Source organism: Pararhodobacter aggregans, assembly GCF_003075525.1.
Classification (GTDB): Bacteria; Pseudomonadota; Alphaproteobacteria; order Rhodobacterales; family Rhodobacteraceae; genus Pararhodobacter; species Pararhodobacter aggregans.
Genome location: NZ_QDDR01000001.1, coordinates 375,459 through 393,156 on the forward strand (window position 1 = coordinate 375,459; position 17,698 = coordinate 393,156).

Below are 17,698 nucleotides of genomic sequence, written 5' to 3' on the forward strand. Positions count from 1 at the left end.
ATCAAGGGTGCTGTTGTGACGCCACGCCCGTTTGCCGCAGCCCTGCTTGACTTCCGGGCAGGGCTGCCCCATCTGGCAGGCTTGCCCGCCCGGTGCCCTGCGCCGCGCGGCGGGCGCTGCATGCGCCGCTTGCATGGCTGGCGCCCGAAAGGAACGACATGACCGAATTCTCGATGCTGGGGCTCGCGCCTGCTCTCTTGGCGGCGCTTGAGCGGACCGGCAAGGATCAGCCCACCCCGATCCAGGCCCGGGCCATCCCGGCGCTGATGGAGGGGCGTGACCTGATGGGGCTGGCCCAGACCGGCACCGGCAAGACGCTGGCCTTCGGCCTGCCGATCCTGCACCGCCTGCAGGGGCAGGGCAAGCCCGGGCCGAAAAGCGCCCGCGCCCTGATCCTGGCGCCCACCCGCGAACTGGTGCAACAGATCGCCGAGGCGCTGGCGCAGCTGGCGCAGGGCCTGCCCACCTCGATCGTGACCGTGGTCGGCGGCGCCTCGATCAACCGGCAGATGGACCGGCTGGTGCGGGGCTGCGACGTGCTGGTGGCGACGCCGGGGCGGCTGATCGACCTGCTGGAGCGCTCGGCCGTCTCGCTGGCCAAGGTGCAGATGCTGGTCCTGGACGAGGCCGACCAGATGCTCGACCTCGGCTTCATCCACGCCCTGCGCAAGATCGCCCGCCACCTGCCGAAGGAACGGCAGACCATGCTGTTCAGCGCGACCATGCCCAAGGACATGTCCGAGATCGCCGAGACCTATCTGGACCGTCCGGTCCGGGTGCAGGTCTCGCCGCCCGGCAAGGCCGCCGACAAGATCGAGCAGGCGGTGCATTTCGTGGCGCAGGGCGACAAGGCGAAGCTGCTGGAAGAATACCTGCGCAAGCACCCCGAGGAGCTGGCGCTGGTCTTCGGCCGCACCAAGCACGGCTCCGAGAAGCTGTCGAAGCTGCTCGCGTCCTGGGGCTTCTCGGTGGGCTCGATCCACGGCAACAAGAGCCAAGGCCAGCGCGAACGCACGCTGGCCTCGTTCCGCGCGGGCGAGACCAAGGTGCTGGTGGCGACCGATGTGGCGGCGCGGGGGCTCGACATCCCGCTGGTCGCGCATGTCTACAATTTCGATCTGCCCAACGTGCCCGAGAACTACGTGCACCGCATTGGCCGCACCGCGCGGGCCGGGCGGGACGGGCGGGCGGTGGCCCTTTGCGCCCCGGCCGAGATGGCCGATTTGCGCGCCATCGAGGCGCTGACCAAGCAGAAGATCGAGGTGATCGGCGGCGAGCCCTGGCCCGAGGCGCTGGCCGAGGCTGCGCGCACCAAGGCCCGCGCCGCCACCAACCAGGGTCGCGGCGGGCGTCCGCAGGGTGCCAAGGCCGGCGGGAAGCCCGGTGGCGCGACGGGGGGCAAGCCCGGTGGCGCCAGGACGGGTGGCGGCAAGGCTGGTGGGCCGAAGACTGGTGGGCCCAAGACTGGCGGGCAGGGCCCCAAGACCGGCGAGGCCGCCAAACCCGCCAAGCCGCGCAAGCCCCGGGTCCATCCGGCGCTGGCCGAGGCTTTCGCCGAAGAGCGCGGCCAGAAGCCCCGCCGCTTCCGCAACAAGCCCGCCCGCCGTTCGGAGAGCTGAGACTTTTCTGCGCTTTTCGGAGCGCAGCAGCGTCTTTCTCTGGCCCTGCCTGCAACAAATCAAACATTCCGCACCACCGCGCCTGCCCGTTCCGCCTTCTGACCGGACGCGACAGCGCGGCGGTCTGCGTGAATGTCTGACATGAATTCGCGCCACCGCCGGGCTTTGGCGCGGCCCCGTCGCATGCTATGAAACCGGCATGAGTGACACGCCCGGCCAAATCGCGGACCTGCCGCCCGTTGCCCCCGCGGCCGGGCCGACGGGCCGGGCCTTCTGGGTGGTGCTGGCGACGCTGACGCTGCTGGTGGCGCTGGGGCTGGGGAGCCTGGCCTATCACCGCCTGCACCGGGCGGCGTTGGCGGATCTGACCCGGCAGGGCGAAAGCACCCTGGGTCTGGCCATCGCCGCGCTCGACGGGCAGCTGCGGCGCTTCGACCGATTGCCGGGCCTTCTGGCCCAACAGGAGGTGGTGCACGAGCTGCTCTACCGCCCCCGCGATCTTGATCGTGTCGAGGCCGCGAACCTCTACCTCAGGGCCACGGCGCAGCTGCTTCAGGCCTCGGACATCTATGTCATGAACCTGCAGGGGCTGACCCTCGCCGCCTCGAATTTCGACCAGCCGCTCAGCTTCGTGGGCGGCAATTTCGTCTTCCGCCCCTATTTCACCGAGGCCCTGTCGCAGGGGCAGGGGCGGTTCTATGCGCTGGGCACCACCTCGCAGGTGCGGGGTTATTACTTCGGCGCGCCGGTGCTGATCGACGACGCGCCCGCCGGTGTCATGGTCATCAAGATCGACCTCGACGCCATCGAGGACGGCTGGCGCGGCTCGGGGACCGAGGTTCTGGTGACCGACCCCGAGGACATCGTCTTCATGTCCACCAACCCCGCCTGGACTTTCGGCGCGACCCGGCCGCTGACCCCCGAACGGCTGGACCGCACCCGCTCGACCCGCCGCTACGCCGACCGGCAGCTGACCGAACTGCCGCTGGTCCGGGCGACCGGGCCGGATGGCGGGCCGCTCTGGCGGTTGCAGGGGGCCGAATACCGGGTGATCGCTTCGGCGATGGCCGGGGCGGACTGGACGGTACAGGTGCTGGTCGATACCGCGCCCGCCCGCCAGCAGGCCCTGACCCGGCTGGCGCTGGGGGCGCTGGCAATGGTGCTGGCGGTGCTGGCGCTGGTCATCGTCGCCCAGCGGCGGGCGGCGTTGCGCGAGCGTCTGGCGCTTCAGGCCGAGGCGCAGGCGCAGCTGGAGCGCCGGGTGGACGAACGCACCGCCGAACTGGCCGCGGTCAACACGCGGCTGGAGGGCGAAGTCGCCGAGCGGCGTTCGACCGAGGAGCGGCTCCGCGCCACCCAGGCCGATCTGGTGCAGGCCGGCAAGCTGGCGGCGCTGGGGCAGATGTCGGCGGCGCTGAGCCATGAGTTCAACCAGCCGCTGGGCGCCGCCCGCAACTACGCCGAGAACGCCCAACTGCTGATCGAGCGCGGACGGATCGAGGATGCCAAGGGCAATATCGACCGCATCCTCGGCCTGATCGGCCGTATGGGCGACCTGTCCAAGCATCTGCGCAACTTTGCCCGCAAGCCGAACAGCCAGCTCTCGGATGTCGCACTGACCGAGGCCGTCACGTCGGCGCTGGAATTGTTGGGCTGGCGGCTCAGGGCGCAGTCGATCGCCCTGACGGTCGAGATTCCGCCGCTTGCGGTCCGCGCCGGGCCGGTGCGGCTGCAACAGGTGCTGGTCAACATCCTGTCGAACGCCATCGACGCGCTGGAGGAATGCGAGATCCGCACCATCGCCGTCAGCGCCCGCCAGCAGGGCGGCACGGCGGTGCTGACCATCGCCGACAGTGGCCCGGGCGTCGCGCCGCAGCTGGTCGAGCGGATTTTCGATCCGTTCTTCTCGACCAAGGGGGTGGGCAAGGGGCTGGGGCTGGGGCTGTCGATCAGCTACAACATCGTCCATGATTTCGGCGGCACGCTGGCCGTGGCCAACCGGCCCGAGGGGGGCGCCGTCTTCACCCTTGTGCTGCCGCTCGCCCAAGGCGAAAAGGCGGCATGAACCGGGGCCGTATCCTGCTGGTGGACGACGATGCCGACCTGCGCCAATCGACGGCGCAGGCGCTGGATCTGGCCGGGTTCGAGGTGCTGGACACCGACCAGCCCGAGGATGTGCCGGCGCTGATTTCCTTCGGCTTCAACGGCATCGTGGTCACCGACATCCGCATGCCGCGGCTCGACGGGATCAGCCTGATGAACCAGATCCACGGCATCGACCGCGAGGTGCCGGTGATCCTGATTACCGGCCATTCCGACGTGCAGCTGGCGGTCCGGGCGATGCGCGAGGGCGCGCATGATTTCATCGAGAAGCCGTTTTCGGCCGCGCAACTGGCCGAGACCTGCGCCCGGGCGATGGATTACCGGCGGCTGGTGCTTGAGAACCGGGTGCTGCGCGCCTCGGCCGGGCAGGCGGACGATCTGGAACAGCGGCTGGTCGGGCGCTCGAACGTGATGATCGACCTGCGGCGCCGGGTGCGGACCATCGGCCCGGCGGAAACCGATGTGCTGATTACCGGCGACACCGGCACCGGCAAGGAGGTCGTGGCACGGGCGCTGCACGACCTTTCGGCGCGGGCGGCCAAGCCCTTCATCGCCATCGATTGCGCGGCCCTGCCCGAGGCGCAGATCGAGAGCGAGCTGTTCGGCCATGAGCCGGGCGCCTTCCCGGGTGCGATGCGGCAGCGCTACGGGCGGTTCGAACACGCGCGGGGCGGGACGGTGCTGCTGGATGACATCGGCTCCATGCCGATGGGATTGCAGGGAAAACTGCTGCGGGTCATTCAGGAGCGGACCATTCAGCCGCTTGGCTCGAACGAGGCGCGGCCGGTGGATATCCGCTTCATCGCCACCTCGCGCATGCCGCTGGAGCATGAGGTGACCGAGGGACGGTTCCGCGCCGACCTCTTCTACCGCCTTGCCGTGGTCAGCCTGAATGTGCCGCCGCTGACCGCCCGCCGCGAGGACATCCCGCTGCTCTTCGCGCGCCTTCTGGCCGAGGCCGCGGGGCGCAACCGGGTGGAGCCGGTGACGCCGCCGCCCTCGCTGGTCGAGGCGATCATGGCCCGCGACTGGCCGGGCAATGTCCGCGAATTGCGCAACGCCGCCGAACGCTGCGCGCTGGGGTTGGGCCTGCAGGGTCCGGTCGAGCCCGCGGGCGAGACCTGGGGCGAGGGCGGGCGGCTGTCCGACCGGGTCGCGGCCTTCGAGAAGGCCGAGATCGTGCGGGCGCTGATGGCCTCGGGCGGGGCGCTGAAGCCGGTCTACGAGGCGCTGGGCCTGTCGCGGAAGACCCTCTACGAAAAGATGCAGAAGCTCGGCATCGACAAGTCGCAGTATTCGGACGGCTAGGGGTTCAGACCGCCTCCTCGGCCCGCCCGCCGTCGCCCCGTTGCGCCACCAGCGCCGCCACCGCGCTCGCGTCGGTCAGAAGGCCCACGACCTGCCCGCCCTCGGTCAGCAGGATCCGCCCGCGCCCCTCGGCCAGCCGCTGCATCGCCGCCTTCAGGGGCGTCGCTGCGGGCAGGGTCAGGCCGGCGGGCATCGGGCTGGGCGCCGGGACCATGGCGTCGCGCGCGGTCAGCACCCCCAGCGGGTTCATATGCGCCACGAAATCAGCGACATAGCCGTTGGCGGGCTTGGTGTAGATCTCGGACGGCGTGCCGCATTGGATGATCCGCCCGCCCTCCATGATGGCGATGCGGTTGCCCAGTTTGAAGGCCTCGTCGAGGTCATGGCTGACGAAGATGATCGTGCGTTTCAGCCGCGCCTGCAGGTCGAGGAGTTCGTCCTGCAACCGGGTGCGGATCAGGGGATCGAGCGCGCTGAACGGCTCGTCCATCAGCAGGATCGGCGCCTCGGTGGCGAAGGCGCGGGCAAGACCCACCCGCTGCTGCATCCCGCCCGAGAGTTCCGCGACCTTGCGCCCGGCCCATTGCGAGAGGCCGACGAGTTCCAGCTGTTCCGCCACCCGCCGGGTGCGTTCCTTGCGGCCGACGCCCGCCAGTTCCAGCCCCAGCCCGACGTTTTCACGCACCGAGCGCCAGGGCAGCAGGCCGAATTGCTGGAACACCATCGCCACGCATTCGCGCCGGAGCTTGCGCAGTTCCGCCTTGCTGGCGGTCCCGACCGAGGCGCTCCAATCCTCGTCATGGACGATGACCTCGCCCTGCACGATCGGATTGAGGCCGTTGACCGACCGCAGCAACGTGGATTTTCCCGAGCCCGAGAGGCCCATCAGCACCAGGATCTCGCCCTGCGCCACGTCGATGGAGCAATCGTGCACGCCCAGGATCTGGCCGGTCTCTTTCTGGATATCGGCGCGGGACTGGCCAGTCTCCATCAGCGGGATGGCGCGCCAGGGATTGTCGCCGAACACGATGGAGACATGGCGGAACGAGACGGCGGTTTTCGGCTCGGAGGGGGCGGCGGCTTCGGTGGGGGCGTCGGTGGTCTCGGTCACGACTTGGCCTCCACCCGCAGCATGCGGTCCAGCATGATGGCGACAGCGACGATCACCGCGCCGGATTCAAAGCCCAGCGCCGCGTTGACCGAATTCAGCGCCCGGACCACCGGCACGCCCAGCCCCGGCGCGCCGACCAGTCCGGCGATGACGACCATCGACAGCGACAGCATGATGGTCTGGTTGAGGCCGGTCATGATCTGCGGAAAGGCCCAGGGCAGTTCCACCTTGAAGATCCGCTGCATGTTGGTCGAGCCGAAGGCGGTCGCCGCCTCGCTCAGCGCGGTGGGGGTGGAGCGGATGCCGAGTTCGGTCAGCCGGATGGCGGCGGGCATGGCGAAGATCACCGTTGCGACCAGCCCCGGGACCATGCCAAGACCGAAGAGCACCAGCACCGGGATCAGATAGACGAAGGTCGGCAGGGTCTGCATCAGGTCCAGGACCGGCGTCAGGAAGCGGTAGAATTTCGGGTGATGGGCGCTGAAGATGCCCAGCGGCACGCCCACCGCCATGCAGACCGCGCAGGAGCCCAGCACCAGCACCAGCGTCTGCATCGTCAGGTCCCAGTAATTCTGGTTCCAGGCGAAGAGGGCGCAGCCGACGACGATGGCGACCGCCACCCATTTGCGCTGCAAGGCCCAGGTGATGGCGGCGAAGATGGCGATGATAATCAGCGGATGCGGGGTCATCAGCGCCGTGGACAACGCGTCCACCGCGGTGCGCAGGCCCAGCTCGACCGCGTCGAAGAAGGGCCAGAAATTGTCCTGCACCCAGGTAAAGAGGGTGGCGACGGTGCGCCCGACGGGGATCTTCGCCCCGGTCACGGCGTCGGAAATCGGGTCGGCCATACGTGCTCCACCGGATGCGAAGGCCCCGGCCCGCAGGGGCCGGGGTCTGGAGGGGATCAGCCGTCGAGCGCGGTGTTCACGGCGGCCAGGCCGTCGGCCCCGTCGATGGTGGTCACGCCGACCATCCAGGGGCTGAGCACATGGCGGTGGTCGGCCAGCCAGGCGCGGGCCGCGGCGCCGGGCTCGGTCCCGTCATTGAGGATCGCGCCCATGATCTCGTTTTCCATGGCCAGGGTGAATTCCATGTTGCCAAGAAGCCGGCCCACGTTCGGGCATTCGGTGACATAGCCCGCGCGGGTGTTGGTATAGATCTCGGCGCCGCCGAGGTTCGGGCCGAAGTAATCGTCACCGCCTTCCAGATAGGTCATCTGGAAATTGGCGTTCATCGGATGCGGTTCCCAGCCCAGGAACACCACCGGCTCGTTGCGGCGGTCCGAGCGCTGGACCTGCGCCAGCATCCCCTGTTCCGAGCTTTCCACCACCTCGAAGCCCTGCAGCCCGAAAGCGTCGGCCCCGATCATGTCGAGGATCAGGCGGTTGCCGTCATTGCCCGGCTCGATGCCGTAGATATGGCCGCCCAGCGCGTCGCGATGCGTGGCGATATCGGCGAACGAGGCGATGCCCAGCGCCGCCCCGGCGGCATTGGTGGCCAGCGTGTATTTGGCGCCGGTCAGGTTCATGCGCACCGTGTCGACGGTCCCGGCCTCGCGGAACGGGGCGATATCGGCCTCCATCGTCGGCATCCAGTTGCCGAGGAACACGTCGATATCGCCATTGGCCATCGAGGTGTAGGTCACCGGCACCGACAGGACCAGCGTCTCGGTCTGGTAACCCAGCGCGTCCAGGATGGTGGTGGCGACGGCGGTGGTGGCGGTGATGTCGGTCCAGCCCACGTCCGAGAAACGGACGGTGCCGCAATCGGCGAAGGCGGGGGCGGTGGCCAGGGCCAGAACGGCAGTGGTCAGCGAAAAGCGGGTGATGCGCATGGTCTCTCCTGTCAGAATATTTTTGTTGATTGACGGATCAATAAACATTGGTCTAGCACGGAATCAACAAAAATTGCGGGGCGGGCCGAGTCCGAACCGGGTGGAAGGGAACGCACGATGCCCAAGATCGGGATGGAGCCTATACGACGTGCCTCGCTGATCAAGGCCACAATCACCGAGATCGGGGCCGTGGGCTCGCTCGAGGTGACGGTTGCCCGGATCGCCAAGCGCGCGGGCATGTCCTCGGCGCTGGCGCATCATTATTTCGGCTCGAAAGAGGCGATGTTCCTGGCCGCCATGCGTCATGTGCTGACCGTCTACGGCGCCGAGGTGCGAGGCGCGCTGGCCAGCGCCGAGGGCGGCGAGGGGCGGGCGCGGGCGGTGATCCGGGCCTCGTTCGCGGGCGCCAATTTCCGGCGCGAAGTGGTGGCGGCCTGGCTCAATTTCTACGTCCTGGCCCAGACCCTGCCCGAGGCGCGGCGCCTTCTCAACGTTTACCAGAAGCGCATCGTCTCGAACCTGACCCATGCGCTGCGGCCCCGGCTGGGGGCTTCGGCGGTCGAGGTCGCCTCTTCCATCGCGGCGATGATCGACGGGGCCTATCTGCACGCCGCGCTGGGCGCCGAATCGCCCGATGCGGCCCGGGCCACGGCGCGGGTCGAGGCCTATCTGACGCTGGCCCTGAAGGGACGCTGACATGCAGGCCGAGTATGTGATCGTGGGCGCCGGTTCGGGCGGGTCGGCGGTGGCGTTCCGTCTGGCCGAGGCGGGGCATTCGGTGATCGTCGTGGAATTCGGCGGCTCGGACGCCGGGCCCTTCATCCAGATGCCGGGGGCGCTCAGCTACCCGATGAACATGAAGCGCTACGATTGGGGCATGGCCTCCGAGCCCGAGCCGGGCCTCGGCGGGCGCTCGCTGGTCACGCCGCGCGGCAAGGTGATCGGCGGCTCGTCCTCGATCAACGGCATGGTCTATGTCCGGGGCCATGCCCGCGACTACGACCATTGGGCCGAGCAGGGCGCCGATGGCTGGTCCTATGCCGACGTGCTGCCCTATTTCAAACGGCTGGAGCATTGGCACGGCGAGGCAGACGCGGGCGGCGGCGCCGAATGGCGCGGCACCGCCGGCCCCCTGCACATCAGCCGCGGCCGGCGCGAGAACCCGCTGTTCAACGCCTTCATCGAGGCCGGGCGTCAGGCGGGCTATCCCGTCACCCGCGACTACAACGGCCAGCAGCAGGAAGGCTTCGGCGCCATGGAGGCGACGATCCGCCAGGGCGTGCGCTGGTCGGCGGCCCGGGCCTATCTCAAGCCCGCGCTGAAGACCGGGCGGGTGCGGCTGGTCCGGGGCCTTGCCGCCAAGGTGGTGATCGAGGGCGGCAAGGCCACCGGCGTCGCGCTGTCGGATGGCCGGGTCATCACCGCGGGGCGCGAGGTGATCCTCGCCGCCTCGTCGCTGAACACCCCGAAACTGCTGATGCTCTCGGGCATCGGCCCGGCGGCGCATCTGGCCGAGCACGGGATCGCCGTGGTCGCAGACCGGCCGGGCGTCGGCGCGAACCTGCAGGACCATCTGGAACTCTACCTGCAATTCGCCACGAAGACGCCGATCTCGCTCTACAAATACTGGAACCTCTGGGGCAAGGCCTGGGTCGGGGCGCAATGGCTGGTGCTGGGCCGCGGGCCGGGCGCCTCGAACCAGTTCGAAAGCTGCGGCTTCATCCGTTCGGCGGCGGGCGTCGATTACCCCGATATCCAGTACCATTTCCTGCCCATCGCCGTGCGCTACGACGGCCGCGCGGTGGCCGAGGGGCACGGGTTCCAGACCCATGTCGGGCCGATGCGCTCCAAATCCCGGGGCAGCGTGCGGCTTCGCTCGAAGGATCCCGCCGACAACCCGGTGATCCGCTTCAACTACATGTCCCATCCCGATGACTGGACCGACTTCCGCGCCGCCATCCGCCTCACGCGCGAAATCATGGATCAGCCCGCCATGGCGCTCCATGTGAAGCACGAGATCCAGCCGGGCGCCGCGGTGCAATCGGACGAGGCGCTCGACGCCTTCATCCGCGAGCACGCCGAATCGGCCTTCCACCCCTGCGGCACGGCCCGCATGGGGCGGCGCGACGACCCGATGGCGGTGGTCGATCCGCAGGGAAAGGTGATCGGGGTCGAGGGGCTGCGCGTGGCCGACAGTTCGGTCTTCCCGCGCATCACCAACGGCAATCTCAACGGGCCCTCGATCTTGGTCGGAGAGAAGATGGCGGACCATATCTTGGGGAAGGACCCGCTGCCTGCCTCAAATCTTGAGCCCTGGATCAATCCCGACTGGGCGGTGGCGCAGCGTTAAGGAATTCTTGACGACGCCCTTGCGGCCGGAGTCACGCCCCAGTAGATCGGGGGCATGTTAAAGATTTGTTCACTTCTCGTTCTCATGCTGGCCGGGGCGGCGCAGGCTGATATCCGGGGGGCGGCCCGGGTCATCGACGGCGACACGCTGGAGGTGGCGGGCGTGCACATCCGCCTCTTCGGCATCGACGCGCCGGAAATGGACCAGCCCTGCGGCGACTGGGCCTGCGGGCGCTGGGCGCGCGACGAACTCGCGCGGCTGATCGGCGGGCGGCGCGTCACCTGTTCCGAGGGGGCGCCCGACCGCTATGGCCGCCTGCTGGCGCGCTGCGACGCCGGGCGCGGCGATCTGGGGCAGGCCATGGTGCAGGGCGGCGCGGCCTTCGCCTACCGCCGCTATGCCCTGGATTACGTCGGCGCCGAACGCACGGCACGGGCGGCAGAGCGGGGTCTCTGGCGGGACGGCGGGCGGGGCGTGACCCTGCCCGAGGATTTCCGCGCCGCGCACCGCTCCTCGGTGACGGAGGAGCCGCAGCAGGCGCCCCGTGGCGGCTGCGCGATCAAGGGCAATATCTCGGACAGCGGGCGGGTCTATCATCTGCCCGGCCAGCGCGATTATGATCGCACCCGGATCGACACCGGGCGGGGCGAGCGCTGGTTCTGCACCGAAGCCGAGGCGCGCGCCGCCGGATGGCGCCGCGCCCGCCGCTGACCGCCGCGTTCAGAAAGGACCCCGATGGACGAGCTTGAAACCCGCGAGTCGCTGCCCGAAGCGCTGCGCATCCTCCTCGCCGACTACCCGCGCGACGGCTGGCAGGCGCATCCGCGGTTCCACGGCCTGACCAGCTATTGGCTCGACCGGCACCTCGGTTTCCGTCGCCTGCTGCCGCTGCTGCAGGACCGCGCCCGCGGCATCATCGAGCGCGACGCCGAGCCCGAGCCGCAGATGCTGGTCCGGCTGGCGGGCACGCTGCTCAACGACCTGCATGGCCATCATCAGGTCGAGGATCACCATTATTTCCCGCTGCTGGCCCAGACCGAGCCGCGCCTCGAACAGGGGTTCGCGCTGCTTGATGCCGACCACCACACGCTGGACGCCCATCTGCACGCGCTGGCCGATCGCACCAACGCGGTGCTGAAGGCGCTGTCGGAAAACCAGCCCCCGCGCGAAACCGCCGCCCGGCTCGACGAGGCGCTGACGCCCTTCGCGGGTTTCCTCGACCGGCATCTGAGCGACGAGGAGGATCTGGTCGTGCCGATAATTCTGCATCGCGCGGTCAGCTTCTGATCCAGATCAAGGGCTTCGTCGAAAGGGCGGGCTAACCTGCAGGGGCAACGAACGGAGACAAGCATGTCCAACACGCCCCACGAACTGGCCGAAGAATTCCCCGCCGAGGTCGAGCGCATGCATGCGCTGAAGACCGCGGACGCGCATTTCGCCAAGCTCTTCGACGAGTATCACGAGGTGAACAAGGCCATCCACCGCGCCGAAACCAAGGTCGAGCCGGTGGCGGAAGAGCATGAAACCGCGCTGCGCAAGACCCGCATGGCGCTGAAGGACCAGATCGCCGCCAAGCTGCGCGAAACCGCCTGAACCGCGCGACAGACAGCATCAGGGGTCGCTTCCGGGCGACCCCTTTCGCGTTCAGGGGCCACTTTGTTCGGCGATGGCATAGGGCAGCACGCCCCGCCGGTCGGGGTCGATGCGCAGCTCCTGCTCCAGCGGCGGGACCGAGCGCTGGTGGCAATCGGGCCGGGCGCAGATCCGGCAGGAAATGCCGATCGGCTCGAAGGCCTGGGGATGGCTCAGGTCCATGTCATCGGCATAGGTCAGCTGCTCGGCATGGCGGATCTCGCAGCCAAGCCCGATGGCATAGCGCCGCACCGGCGCCCGGAACGAGCCGCCGCTTTTCGACACGTCCCGCGCCAGGGAGAAGTACCGCACCCCGTCCGGCGTCTCGGCCAGCTGGCGCAGGAAACGGCCCGGCGTCTCGAAGGCCTGATGCACGTTCCACAGGGGGCAGGCGCCGCCGTAGCGGGCGAATTGCAGCCGCGTCGCCGAATGCCGCTTGGTGATCGTCCCCGCCTGATCGACCCGGACGAAATAGAAGGGCACGCCCTTGGCACCCGGCCGTTGCAGGGTCGAAAGCCGGTGCGCCACCTGCTCGATCGAGGCGCCGAAACGGTCGGCCAGCATCTCCAGATCGTGGCGGGTTTCCTGCGCCGCGGTCAGGAAGGCGCGATAGGGCAGCAGGGCGGCCCCGGCGAAGTAATTGGCCAGCCCGATCTTGGCGATGCCCCGTGCCTCGTCCGACTGGAAGCGCGCCAGGTCCAGCGTCGCCTCCAGCAGCTCGTTCTGGGTCAGCAGGGCGATCTGGTGCAACAGCTGGAAGCGGCGGGTCGCTCCGGTAGCTTTTGTTGATAAAGTGAGGATCCGGCGCTGCGGATCGTAGCGCCTGAGCATCGGATCATCGGAAAATTGCAAGCCGATGCTGCGCCGTTCCAGCAATTTGCCGGCCTTCGCCTCGATGCTTTCCGGCCCTTGGGCGAAATGCTCGGCGGCGCGGTCGACAGCATCGAGGTAATTGTCGCAGTAATGGAAGAAGTCGCGCACCTCCTCCCAGGGCGAGGCACGCAACATCCTGTCATCGCGGCCCAAAGCCTCGTCCAGGGATGCCAGACGTTCATGTGTCTGACGATAGGCCCGGTGCAGGGCCAGCAGGGCGCGGGCCACCCCCGGCGCGTTCGAGGCCACCAACCGCAGATCGGCGGCCGAGGGGGCCGGGGCGGGAAACACCGGATCGGCCAGCGCCTCGCGCAGATCGGTGACCATGCGCTCGCTGTCGCCCGTGGACAGTTCCGTCACATCGGTGCCGAACTCGCGCGCCAGCGCCAGCACCACCGCGGTCGAGACCGGGCGGTTGTTGTTCTCCATCTGGTTGAGATAGGGCAGCGAGACGCCCAGCCGGGCCGCGAATTCCTTCTGCGTCAGCTGCAGCCGCGAGCGGATCTCGCGCAGCTTCGCCCCCGCATAAAGCTTCTGCACGGCCATCGCAGCCTCCCGCTTTGCAACGCCGGAACCCTATCTTTGCAAAGCGGCCTTGCCAAGCGGGCTCAGAGGCCCAGCTGCTTGTTGCGGCGGATGACCAGCAGGATCGACAGGATCGAGCCGACCATCGAGGCGCTCATGATCGCGATCAGCGGCCAGGCGCCGGTCTCTTCGGTGAGCATGGCCCCGGCCATGGCCGAAAGCGCCGCGCCGCCGCCGATCATGAAGGCGCCGCCCAGGCCCGCCGCGGTGCCCGCCAGCGCCGGCCGGACCGACAGCATCCCGGCGTTCGAATTGGGCAGTACCAGCCCGTTGCCGATGCCGACGATCAGGAAGGGCACGAAGAACCCCGCCGCGCCGCCCCAGCCGGTGGCGACGGCGAAGATCTGCACCACGATGCCGATGGCCATGCCGATATTGCCGTAGACGATCATCCGCACCACGCCGAAGCGGGTGGAATACCGGCCCGACAGGTAATTGCCCATGCCATAGCCGACGCCGGTGACGCCGAAGAAGAGGCCCAGCTCGCTGGGGGTCAGGCCATAGATCTCGGAACCGACGAAGGGCGCCCCGCCGAGATAGGCGAAGAACACGCCCGAGGAAAACGCCGTGGTCAGCACGTAGCCCCAGAAGCGCGGCGAGGTCAACAGCTCGGGGTAATCGGCGATCTGGGCGCGGAAGCTCGACGGCCGACGCTCCATCGTCTCGCCGAGATCGGCCCAGACCAGCCACAGCACCAGCGCGCCCAGCACCGCCAGCAGCAGGAAGCTGGCCTGCCAGCCCCAGACCTCGTCCAGCGCGCCGCCGACGATCGGCCCCAGCATCGGCACGATCGACATGCCCAGCGTCACATAGGCGATCATCGAGGCCGCGCGGTCCTCGTCCACCATGTCGCGCACGATGGCCCGGCCCAGCGCCATGCCGGTCGCGACCGCGGCCTGCAGCATGCGGAAGATCAGGAAGACCGTGGCATTGGGGGCAAGCAACGTGCCGACGCTGGCCAGGAGGAACACGACCAGCGACACCAGCACGATGTTCCGCCGCCCGAAGCGGTCGGACAGCGGGCCGATCACCAGCTGCAGCACGGCGCTGAAGGCCAGATAGACCGAGATCGACAGCTGCATCAGCCGGTAATCCGCGTCGAAATATTCCGCCATGTTCGGCAGCGACGGCAGGAAGACGTTCATCGACAGCGCAGAGACTGCCGAAAGCAGAATCAGCGTCGCCAGATGCGGGGGGGTTTTGCGGTCCAGGAACCGGGGTGTCACACCATTCATTTCACAAGCGTAAAGACGCCCGCCGGGAGTGTCCAGTGCCCTCAGAACGGACGGTGAAAGATGACGGCGGCGCCCGCGGCGATCAGCGTGAAGCCCAGCGCGTGATTCCAGGTCAACGGCTCTTTCAGGTAAAAGACCGAAAAGGCGGCGAAGACGCTGAGCGTGATGACCTCCTGAATGGTCTTCAGCTGCGCGGCCGAGAAGACCTCATGCCCGATGCGGTTGGCGGGCACCTGCAGCAGGTATTCGAAAAAGGCGATGCCCCAGCTGATCAGGATGACGGTGATCAGCGGCGCGCTGCGGTATTTCAGATGCCCGTACCAGGCGAAGGTCATGAAAACATTCGAGGCAAGCAGCAGCAGGATGGTCTGCAGCGGAACGGACAGGGGCATGGCGCGCCGGGGGTTGCAATTACGGTCAGACTGCGGGCTATAAACCGGCCGCGCCCCCGTGCAAGTGGCCAGAATTAGCAGATTTGCATTTCGCACTGACGACTTGCCAAGTGATTTGCAAATTTTCTCGATTTTGCTTCCTTTGCTGCAGGCGCGAACGTACATTGCGCGCCAAATCCGAGGAGGGCGCGATGAAGGACATTCTGCAAGAGCTCGAGAACCGGCGGGCGGCCGCGCGTCTGGGGGGCGGTCAGCGCCGCATCGACGCGCAGCACGCCAAGGGCAAGCTGACGGCGCGCGAACGCATCGAGCTGCTGCTGGACGAAGGCTCGTTCGAGGAATTCGACACCTTCGTCGCCCATCGCTGCACCGATTTCGGCATGGAGCAGGACCGCCCGGCGGGGGACGGCGTGGTGACCGGCTGGGGCACGGTCAACGGCCGCATGGTCTATGTCTTCAGTCAGGATTTCACCGTCTTCGGCGGCTCGCTGTCGGAAACCCATGCCCAGAAAATCTGCAAGATCATGGACATGGCGATCCAGAACGGCGCCCCGGTGATCGGGCTGAACGATTCGGGCGGCGCGCGCATCCAGGAGGGTGTGGCCTCGCTGGCGGGCTATGCCGATGTCTTCCAGCGCAACATCATGGCCTCGGGCGTGGTGCCGCAGATCTCCGTCATCATGGGCCCCTGCGCCGGGGGCGCGGTCTATTCGCCCGCCATGACCGACTTCATCTTCATGGTGCGCGATTCGTCCTATATGTTCGTGACCGGCCCCGATGTGGTGAAGACCGTCACCAACGAGATCGTCACCGCCGAGGAACTGGGCGGGGCCTCGACCCACACCCGGAAATCCTCGGTCGCGGACGGCGCTTTCGAGAATGACGTGGAGGCGCTGATCGAGGTCCGCCGCCTGATCGACTTCCTGCCGCTCAACAACCGCGAGAAGCCGCCGGTCCGCCCCTTCTTCGACGAGCCGGGCCGGATCGAGGAAAGCCTCGACACGCTGATCCCCGACAATCCGAACACCCCCTACGACATGAAGGAACTGATCCTGAAGGTCGCGGACGAGGGTGATTTCTACGAGATCCAGCAGGATTTCGCCAAGAACATCATCACCGGCTTCATCCGTCTGGAAGGGCAGAGTGTCGGCGTCGTGGCGAACCAGCCGATGGTGCTGGCCGGCTGTCTGGACATCGATTCCAGCCGCAAGGCCGCCCGTTTCGTGCGCTTCTGCGACGCCTTCGAGATCCCGATCCTGACGCTGGTCGATGTGCCCGGCTTCCTGCCCGGCACCGGTCAGGAATATGGCGGGGTCATCAAGCACGGCGCCAAGCTGCTCTTTGCCTATGGCGAGGCGACGGTGCCGAAGGTCACGGTCATCACCCGCAAGGCCTATGGCGGGGCCTATGACGTGATGGCGTCCAAGCATCTGCGCGGCGATTTCAACTATGCCTGGCCGACCGCCGAGATCGCGGTGATGGGTGCCAAGGGCGCGGTCGAGATCCTTTATCGCTCGGAACTGGCCGACAAGGAGAAGATCGCGGCGCGCACCAAGGATTACGAGGACCGCTTCGCCAATCCCTTCGTCGCCGCCGAAAAGGGCTTCATCGACGAGGTGATCCAGCCCCGGTCGACCCGCCGCCGGGTGTCGCGGGCCTTTGCCTCGCTCCGCGGCAAGAAGCTGAGCAATCCGTGGAAAAAACACGACAACATCCCGCTGTGATGGCGGGACCCCACCGACCCCAGCATCTGAGGCCGCTCTGCCAACCGGCGCTAGATGTTGATTTTTTCACCTCACCCAGTTCGTACCCTGGTGCGACAAAACCACAGAACGCCTCGCAAGCCCCCATGTTTGAACACAAAAACTGGATTCGACCTCTGCCTTCGGGTAAGCTCGCGGACAGCGCAACCAATGTGGTTTGTGCAGAAAAGAGCATCCGGCGTCTCGGGATCTCCCGGCGACCGGACCGCGAAGAGAGCAGGAGTAACGCATGTCCACATCGACCATCGGCGTTTTCGCCGGTGCCCTCGCGCTGGCGGTTCTGGGTGGTTGCAGCCACTTCCACCACCAGCAAGAAGAGTACGTCGCCGTCGAGCCCGCGCCGCAGCCGATCTACGTCGAGCCGGTCGCCCCGAAATACCGCTGACCGCGCGCCCTCGGGCGTGACAGAGTTTCGGGCGGGGCCCTTCGCGGCCCCGCCCGCCCGCCGCCTGCCGCTGGGGGTGACCCCATGCTGAAGCACCGCGGCTTTCCCGGGCGCCTGCCCGGCACCGATTTCCAGTTCACCATCCGCCGCGCCAATGTGAAGGAAGGGGCCACCCCCCTGATCGCGCGCGAGCGCTACAAGGATCGCCGCGCCCCCGACCGGGCCGCCGACCGCGGCTTCATGGCCGCACTCTGGGAGCATTTCGGCGAGGAACCGTTCGAGCGCGGCAACCTCGATGCCGGGCGTCTGTCGTGGCTCTTCGGCCGCGAGGTGGTGGCGGCGGAAGATCCCTTCGATCCGAAAAGCTATGACGCGCTGTTGCGCATCGACCTGGGCAAGGCCCGGGTCTCGTTCCCCGAGATCTTCGACGATCTGGCCGAGGACGATGACGAGGACGATGAGCCCTGGGACGAGGAGGACGACGCATGAGCCGCCCTCGGATCATCGC

Annotated in this window: 17 protein-coding genes; 11 read left to right on the plus strand and 6 right to left on the minus strand. The window is 67.8% G+C overall.

Going from position 1 to position 17,698, the window contains the following annotated elements; translation table 11 throughout:
- Positions 1 to 158 precede the first annotated feature (158 nt).
- The 3 genes from DDE23_RS01920 to DDE23_RS01930 all read left to right on the plus strand — a co-directional run bounded on the left by DDE23_RS01920 (position 159) and on the right by DDE23_RS01930 (position 5,030).
- The gene (locus DDE23_RS01920) at positions 159 to 1,619 is read left to right on the plus strand and encodes a DEAD/DEAH box helicase (RefSeq protein WP_107749691.1); all 1,461 of its coding nucleotides are present in this window, start codon (positions 159 to 161) and stop codon (positions 1,617 to 1,619) included.
- A gap of 199 nt (positions 1,620 to 1,818) precedes the next feature.
- The gene (locus DDE23_RS01925) at positions 1,819 to 3,684 is read left to right on the plus strand and encodes a sensor histidine kinase (RefSeq protein WP_107749692.1); all 1,866 of its coding nucleotides are present in this window, start codon (positions 1,819 to 1,821) and stop codon (positions 3,682 to 3,684) included.
- Entirely contained in the window at positions 3,681 to 5,030 is a 1,350-nt protein-coding gene (locus DDE23_RS01930) for a sigma-54-dependent transcriptional regulator (RefSeq protein ID WP_107749693.1), read from the plus strand. The genes DDE23_RS01925 and DDE23_RS01930 overlap by 4 nt, the downstream gene beginning before the upstream one ends.
- A 4-nt stretch (positions 5,031 to 5,034) precedes the next feature.
- Here the strand turns inward: DDE23_RS01930 and choV are convergent, their stop codons facing one another.
- From choV to DDE23_RS01945, 3 genes are read right to left on the minus strand one after another with little or no spacing between them, the layout of a single operon-like run.
- Positions 5,035 to 6,141, minus strand: coding sequence for a choline ABC transporter ATP-binding protein (choV, locus tag DDE23_RS01935; RefSeq protein WP_107749694.1), 1,107 nt, complete (start codon positions 6,139 to 6,141; stop codon positions 5,035 to 5,037).
- The gene (gene choW, locus DDE23_RS01940) at positions 6,138 to 6,989 is read right to left on the minus strand and encodes a choline ABC transporter permease subunit (RefSeq protein ID WP_107749695.1); all 852 of its coding nucleotides are present in this window, start codon (positions 6,987 to 6,989) and stop codon (positions 6,138 to 6,140) included. Before choW ends, choV begins: the two co-directional genes overlap by 4 nt.
- Before the next feature lie 56 nt (positions 6,990 to 7,045).
- Positions 7,046 to 7,975, minus strand: a complete 930-nt coding sequence (locus tag DDE23_RS01945) for a choline ABC transporter substrate-binding protein (RefSeq protein ID WP_107749696.1) — start codon at positions 7,973 to 7,975, stop codon at positions 7,046 to 7,048.
- Positions 7,976 to 8,092: 117 nt separating this feature from the next.
- Between DDE23_RS01945 and betI the strand changes: the two genes are divergently transcribed.
- The 5 genes from betI to DDE23_RS01970 all read left to right on the plus strand — a co-directional run bounded on the left by betI (position 8,093) and on the right by DDE23_RS01970 (position 11,918).
- Entirely contained in the window at positions 8,093 to 8,671 is a 579-nt protein-coding gene (betI, locus tag DDE23_RS01950) for a choline-binding transcriptional repressor BetI (RefSeq protein ID WP_107749697.1), read from the plus strand.
- A 1-nt stretch (position 8,672) separates the two neighbouring features.
- Positions 8,673 to 10,325, plus strand: coding sequence for a choline dehydrogenase (betA, locus tag DDE23_RS01955; protein WP_107749698.1), 1,653 nt, complete (start codon positions 8,673 to 8,675; stop codon positions 10,323 to 10,325).
- A 54-nt stretch (positions 10,326 to 10,379) separates the two neighbouring features.
- On the plus strand, positions 10,380 to 11,036 hold the full coding sequence (locus DDE23_RS01960) for a thermonuclease family protein (RefSeq protein WP_107749699.1): 657 nt from the start codon (positions 10,380 to 10,382) through the stop codon (positions 11,034 to 11,036).
- Positions 11,037 to 11,060: 24 nt separating this feature from the next.
- A complete protein-coding gene (locus DDE23_RS01965; RefSeq protein ID WP_107749700.1) occupies positions 11,061 to 11,612 on the plus strand; it encodes a hemerythrin domain-containing protein in 552 nt (183 codons plus the stop codon).
- Between the two features lie 63 nt (positions 11,613 to 11,675).
- Positions 11,676 to 11,918 (plus strand): HP1242/YdcH family protein, encoded by a 243-nt coding sequence (locus tag DDE23_RS01970; RefSeq protein ID WP_107749701.1) that lies wholly within the window; start codon positions 11,676 to 11,678, stop codon positions 11,916 to 11,918.
- A gap of 51 nt (positions 11,919 to 11,969) precedes the next feature.
- Here DDE23_RS01970 and DDE23_RS01975 read toward each other — a convergent pair whose 3' ends face one another.
- The 3 genes from DDE23_RS01975 to DDE23_RS01985 form a co-directional block, all read right to left on the minus strand.
- Positions 11,970 to 13,376 (minus strand): helix-turn-helix domain-containing protein, encoded by a 1,407-nt coding sequence (locus DDE23_RS01975; RefSeq protein ID WP_107749702.1) that lies wholly within the window; start codon positions 13,374 to 13,376, stop codon positions 11,970 to 11,972.
- Between the two features lie 62 nt (positions 13,377 to 13,438).
- On the minus strand, positions 13,439 to 14,641 hold the full coding sequence (locus DDE23_RS01980) for a multidrug effflux MFS transporter (RefSeq protein WP_238149872.1): 1,203 nt from the start codon (positions 14,639 to 14,641) through the stop codon (positions 13,439 to 13,441).
- 50 nt (positions 14,642 to 14,691) lie between these two features.
- The gene (locus tag DDE23_RS01985; RefSeq protein WP_107749704.1) at positions 14,692 to 15,042 is read right to left on the minus strand and encodes a DMT family protein; all 351 of its coding nucleotides are present in this window, start codon (positions 15,040 to 15,042) and stop codon (positions 14,692 to 14,694) included.
- A gap of 191 nt (positions 15,043 to 15,233) precedes the next feature.
- Between DDE23_RS01985 and DDE23_RS01990 the strand changes: the two genes are divergently transcribed.
- The 3 genes from DDE23_RS01990 to DDE23_RS01995 all read left to right on the plus strand — a co-directional run bounded on the left by DDE23_RS01990 (position 15,234) and on the right by DDE23_RS01995 (position 17,679).
- Positions 15,234 to 16,766, plus strand: coding sequence for an acyl-CoA carboxylase subunit beta (locus DDE23_RS01990; RefSeq protein WP_107749705.1), 1,533 nt, complete (start codon positions 15,234 to 15,236; stop codon positions 16,764 to 16,766).
- 268 nt (positions 16,767 to 17,034) lie between these two features.
- Positions 17,035 to 17,190, plus strand: a complete 156-nt coding sequence (locus tag DDE23_RS24985) for a hypothetical protein (RefSeq protein ID WP_157957954.1) — start codon at positions 17,035 to 17,037, stop codon at positions 17,188 to 17,190.
- An 84-nt stretch (positions 17,191 to 17,274) separates the two neighbouring features.
- Positions 17,275 to 17,679 carry a hypothetical protein gene (locus tag DDE23_RS01995; RefSeq protein WP_107749706.1) on the plus strand — a complete coding sequence of 135 codons (405 nt, stop codon included), beginning with the start codon at positions 17,275 to 17,277 and terminating at the stop codon, positions 17,677 to 17,679.
- Positions 17,680 to 17,698 lie beyond the last annotated feature (19 nt).

Excerpts from the sequence above, each read along its gene's own strand:
- DDE23_RS01920 (WP_107749691.1), top strand. The coding sequence starts at position 159 with ATGACCGAATTCTCGATGCTGGGGCTCGCGCCTGCTCTCTTGGCGGCG.
- DDE23_RS01925 (WP_107749692.1), top strand. The coding sequence starts at position 1,819 with ATGAGTGACACGCCCGGCCAAATCGCGGACCTGCCGCCCGTTGCCCCC.
- DDE23_RS01930 (WP_107749693.1), top strand. The coding sequence starts at position 3,681 with ATGAACCGGGGCCGTATCCTGCTGGTGGACGACGATGCCGACCTGCGC.
- choW (WP_107749695.1), bottom strand. The coding sequence starts at position 6,989 with ATGGCCGACCCGATTTCCGACGCCGTGACCGGGGCGAAGATCCCCGTC.
- DDE23_RS01945 (WP_107749696.1), bottom strand. The coding sequence starts at position 7,975 with ATGCGCATCACCCGCTTTTCGCTGACCACTGCCGTTCTGGCCCTGGCC.
- betI (WP_107749697.1), top strand. The coding sequence starts at position 8,093 with ATGCCCAAGATCGGGATGGAGCCTATACGACGTGCCTCGCTGATCAAG.
- betA (WP_107749698.1), top strand. The coding sequence starts at position 8,673 with ATGCAGGCCGAGTATGTGATCGTGGGCGCCGGTTCGGGCGGGTCGGCG.
- DDE23_RS01960 (WP_107749699.1), top strand. The coding sequence starts at position 10,380 with ATGTTAAAGATTTGTTCACTTCTCGTTCTCATGCTGGCCGGGGCGGCG.
- DDE23_RS01965 (WP_107749700.1), top strand. The coding sequence starts at position 11,061 with ATGGACGAGCTTGAAACCCGCGAGTCGCTGCCCGAAGCGCTGCGCATC.
- DDE23_RS01970 (WP_107749701.1), top strand. The coding sequence starts at position 11,676 with ATGTCCAACACGCCCCACGAACTGGCCGAAGAATTCCCCGCCGAGGTC.
- DDE23_RS01975 (WP_107749702.1), bottom strand. The coding sequence starts at position 13,376 with ATGGCCGTGCAGAAGCTTTATGCGGGGGCGAAGCTGCGCGAGATCCGC.
- DDE23_RS01985 (WP_107749704.1), bottom strand. The coding sequence starts at position 15,042 with ATGCCCCTGTCCGTTCCGCTGCAGACCATCCTGCTGCTGCTTGCCTCG.
- DDE23_RS01990 (WP_107749705.1), top strand. The coding sequence starts at position 15,234 with ATGAAGGACATTCTGCAAGAGCTCGAGAACCGGCGGGCGGCCGCGCGT.
- DDE23_RS24985 (WP_157957954.1), top strand. The coding sequence starts at position 17,035 with ATGTCCACATCGACCATCGGCGTTTTCGCCGGTGCCCTCGCGCTGGCG.
- DDE23_RS01995 (WP_107749706.1), top strand. The coding sequence starts at position 17,275 with ATGCTGAAGCACCGCGGCTTTCCCGGGCGCCTGCCCGGCACCGATTTC.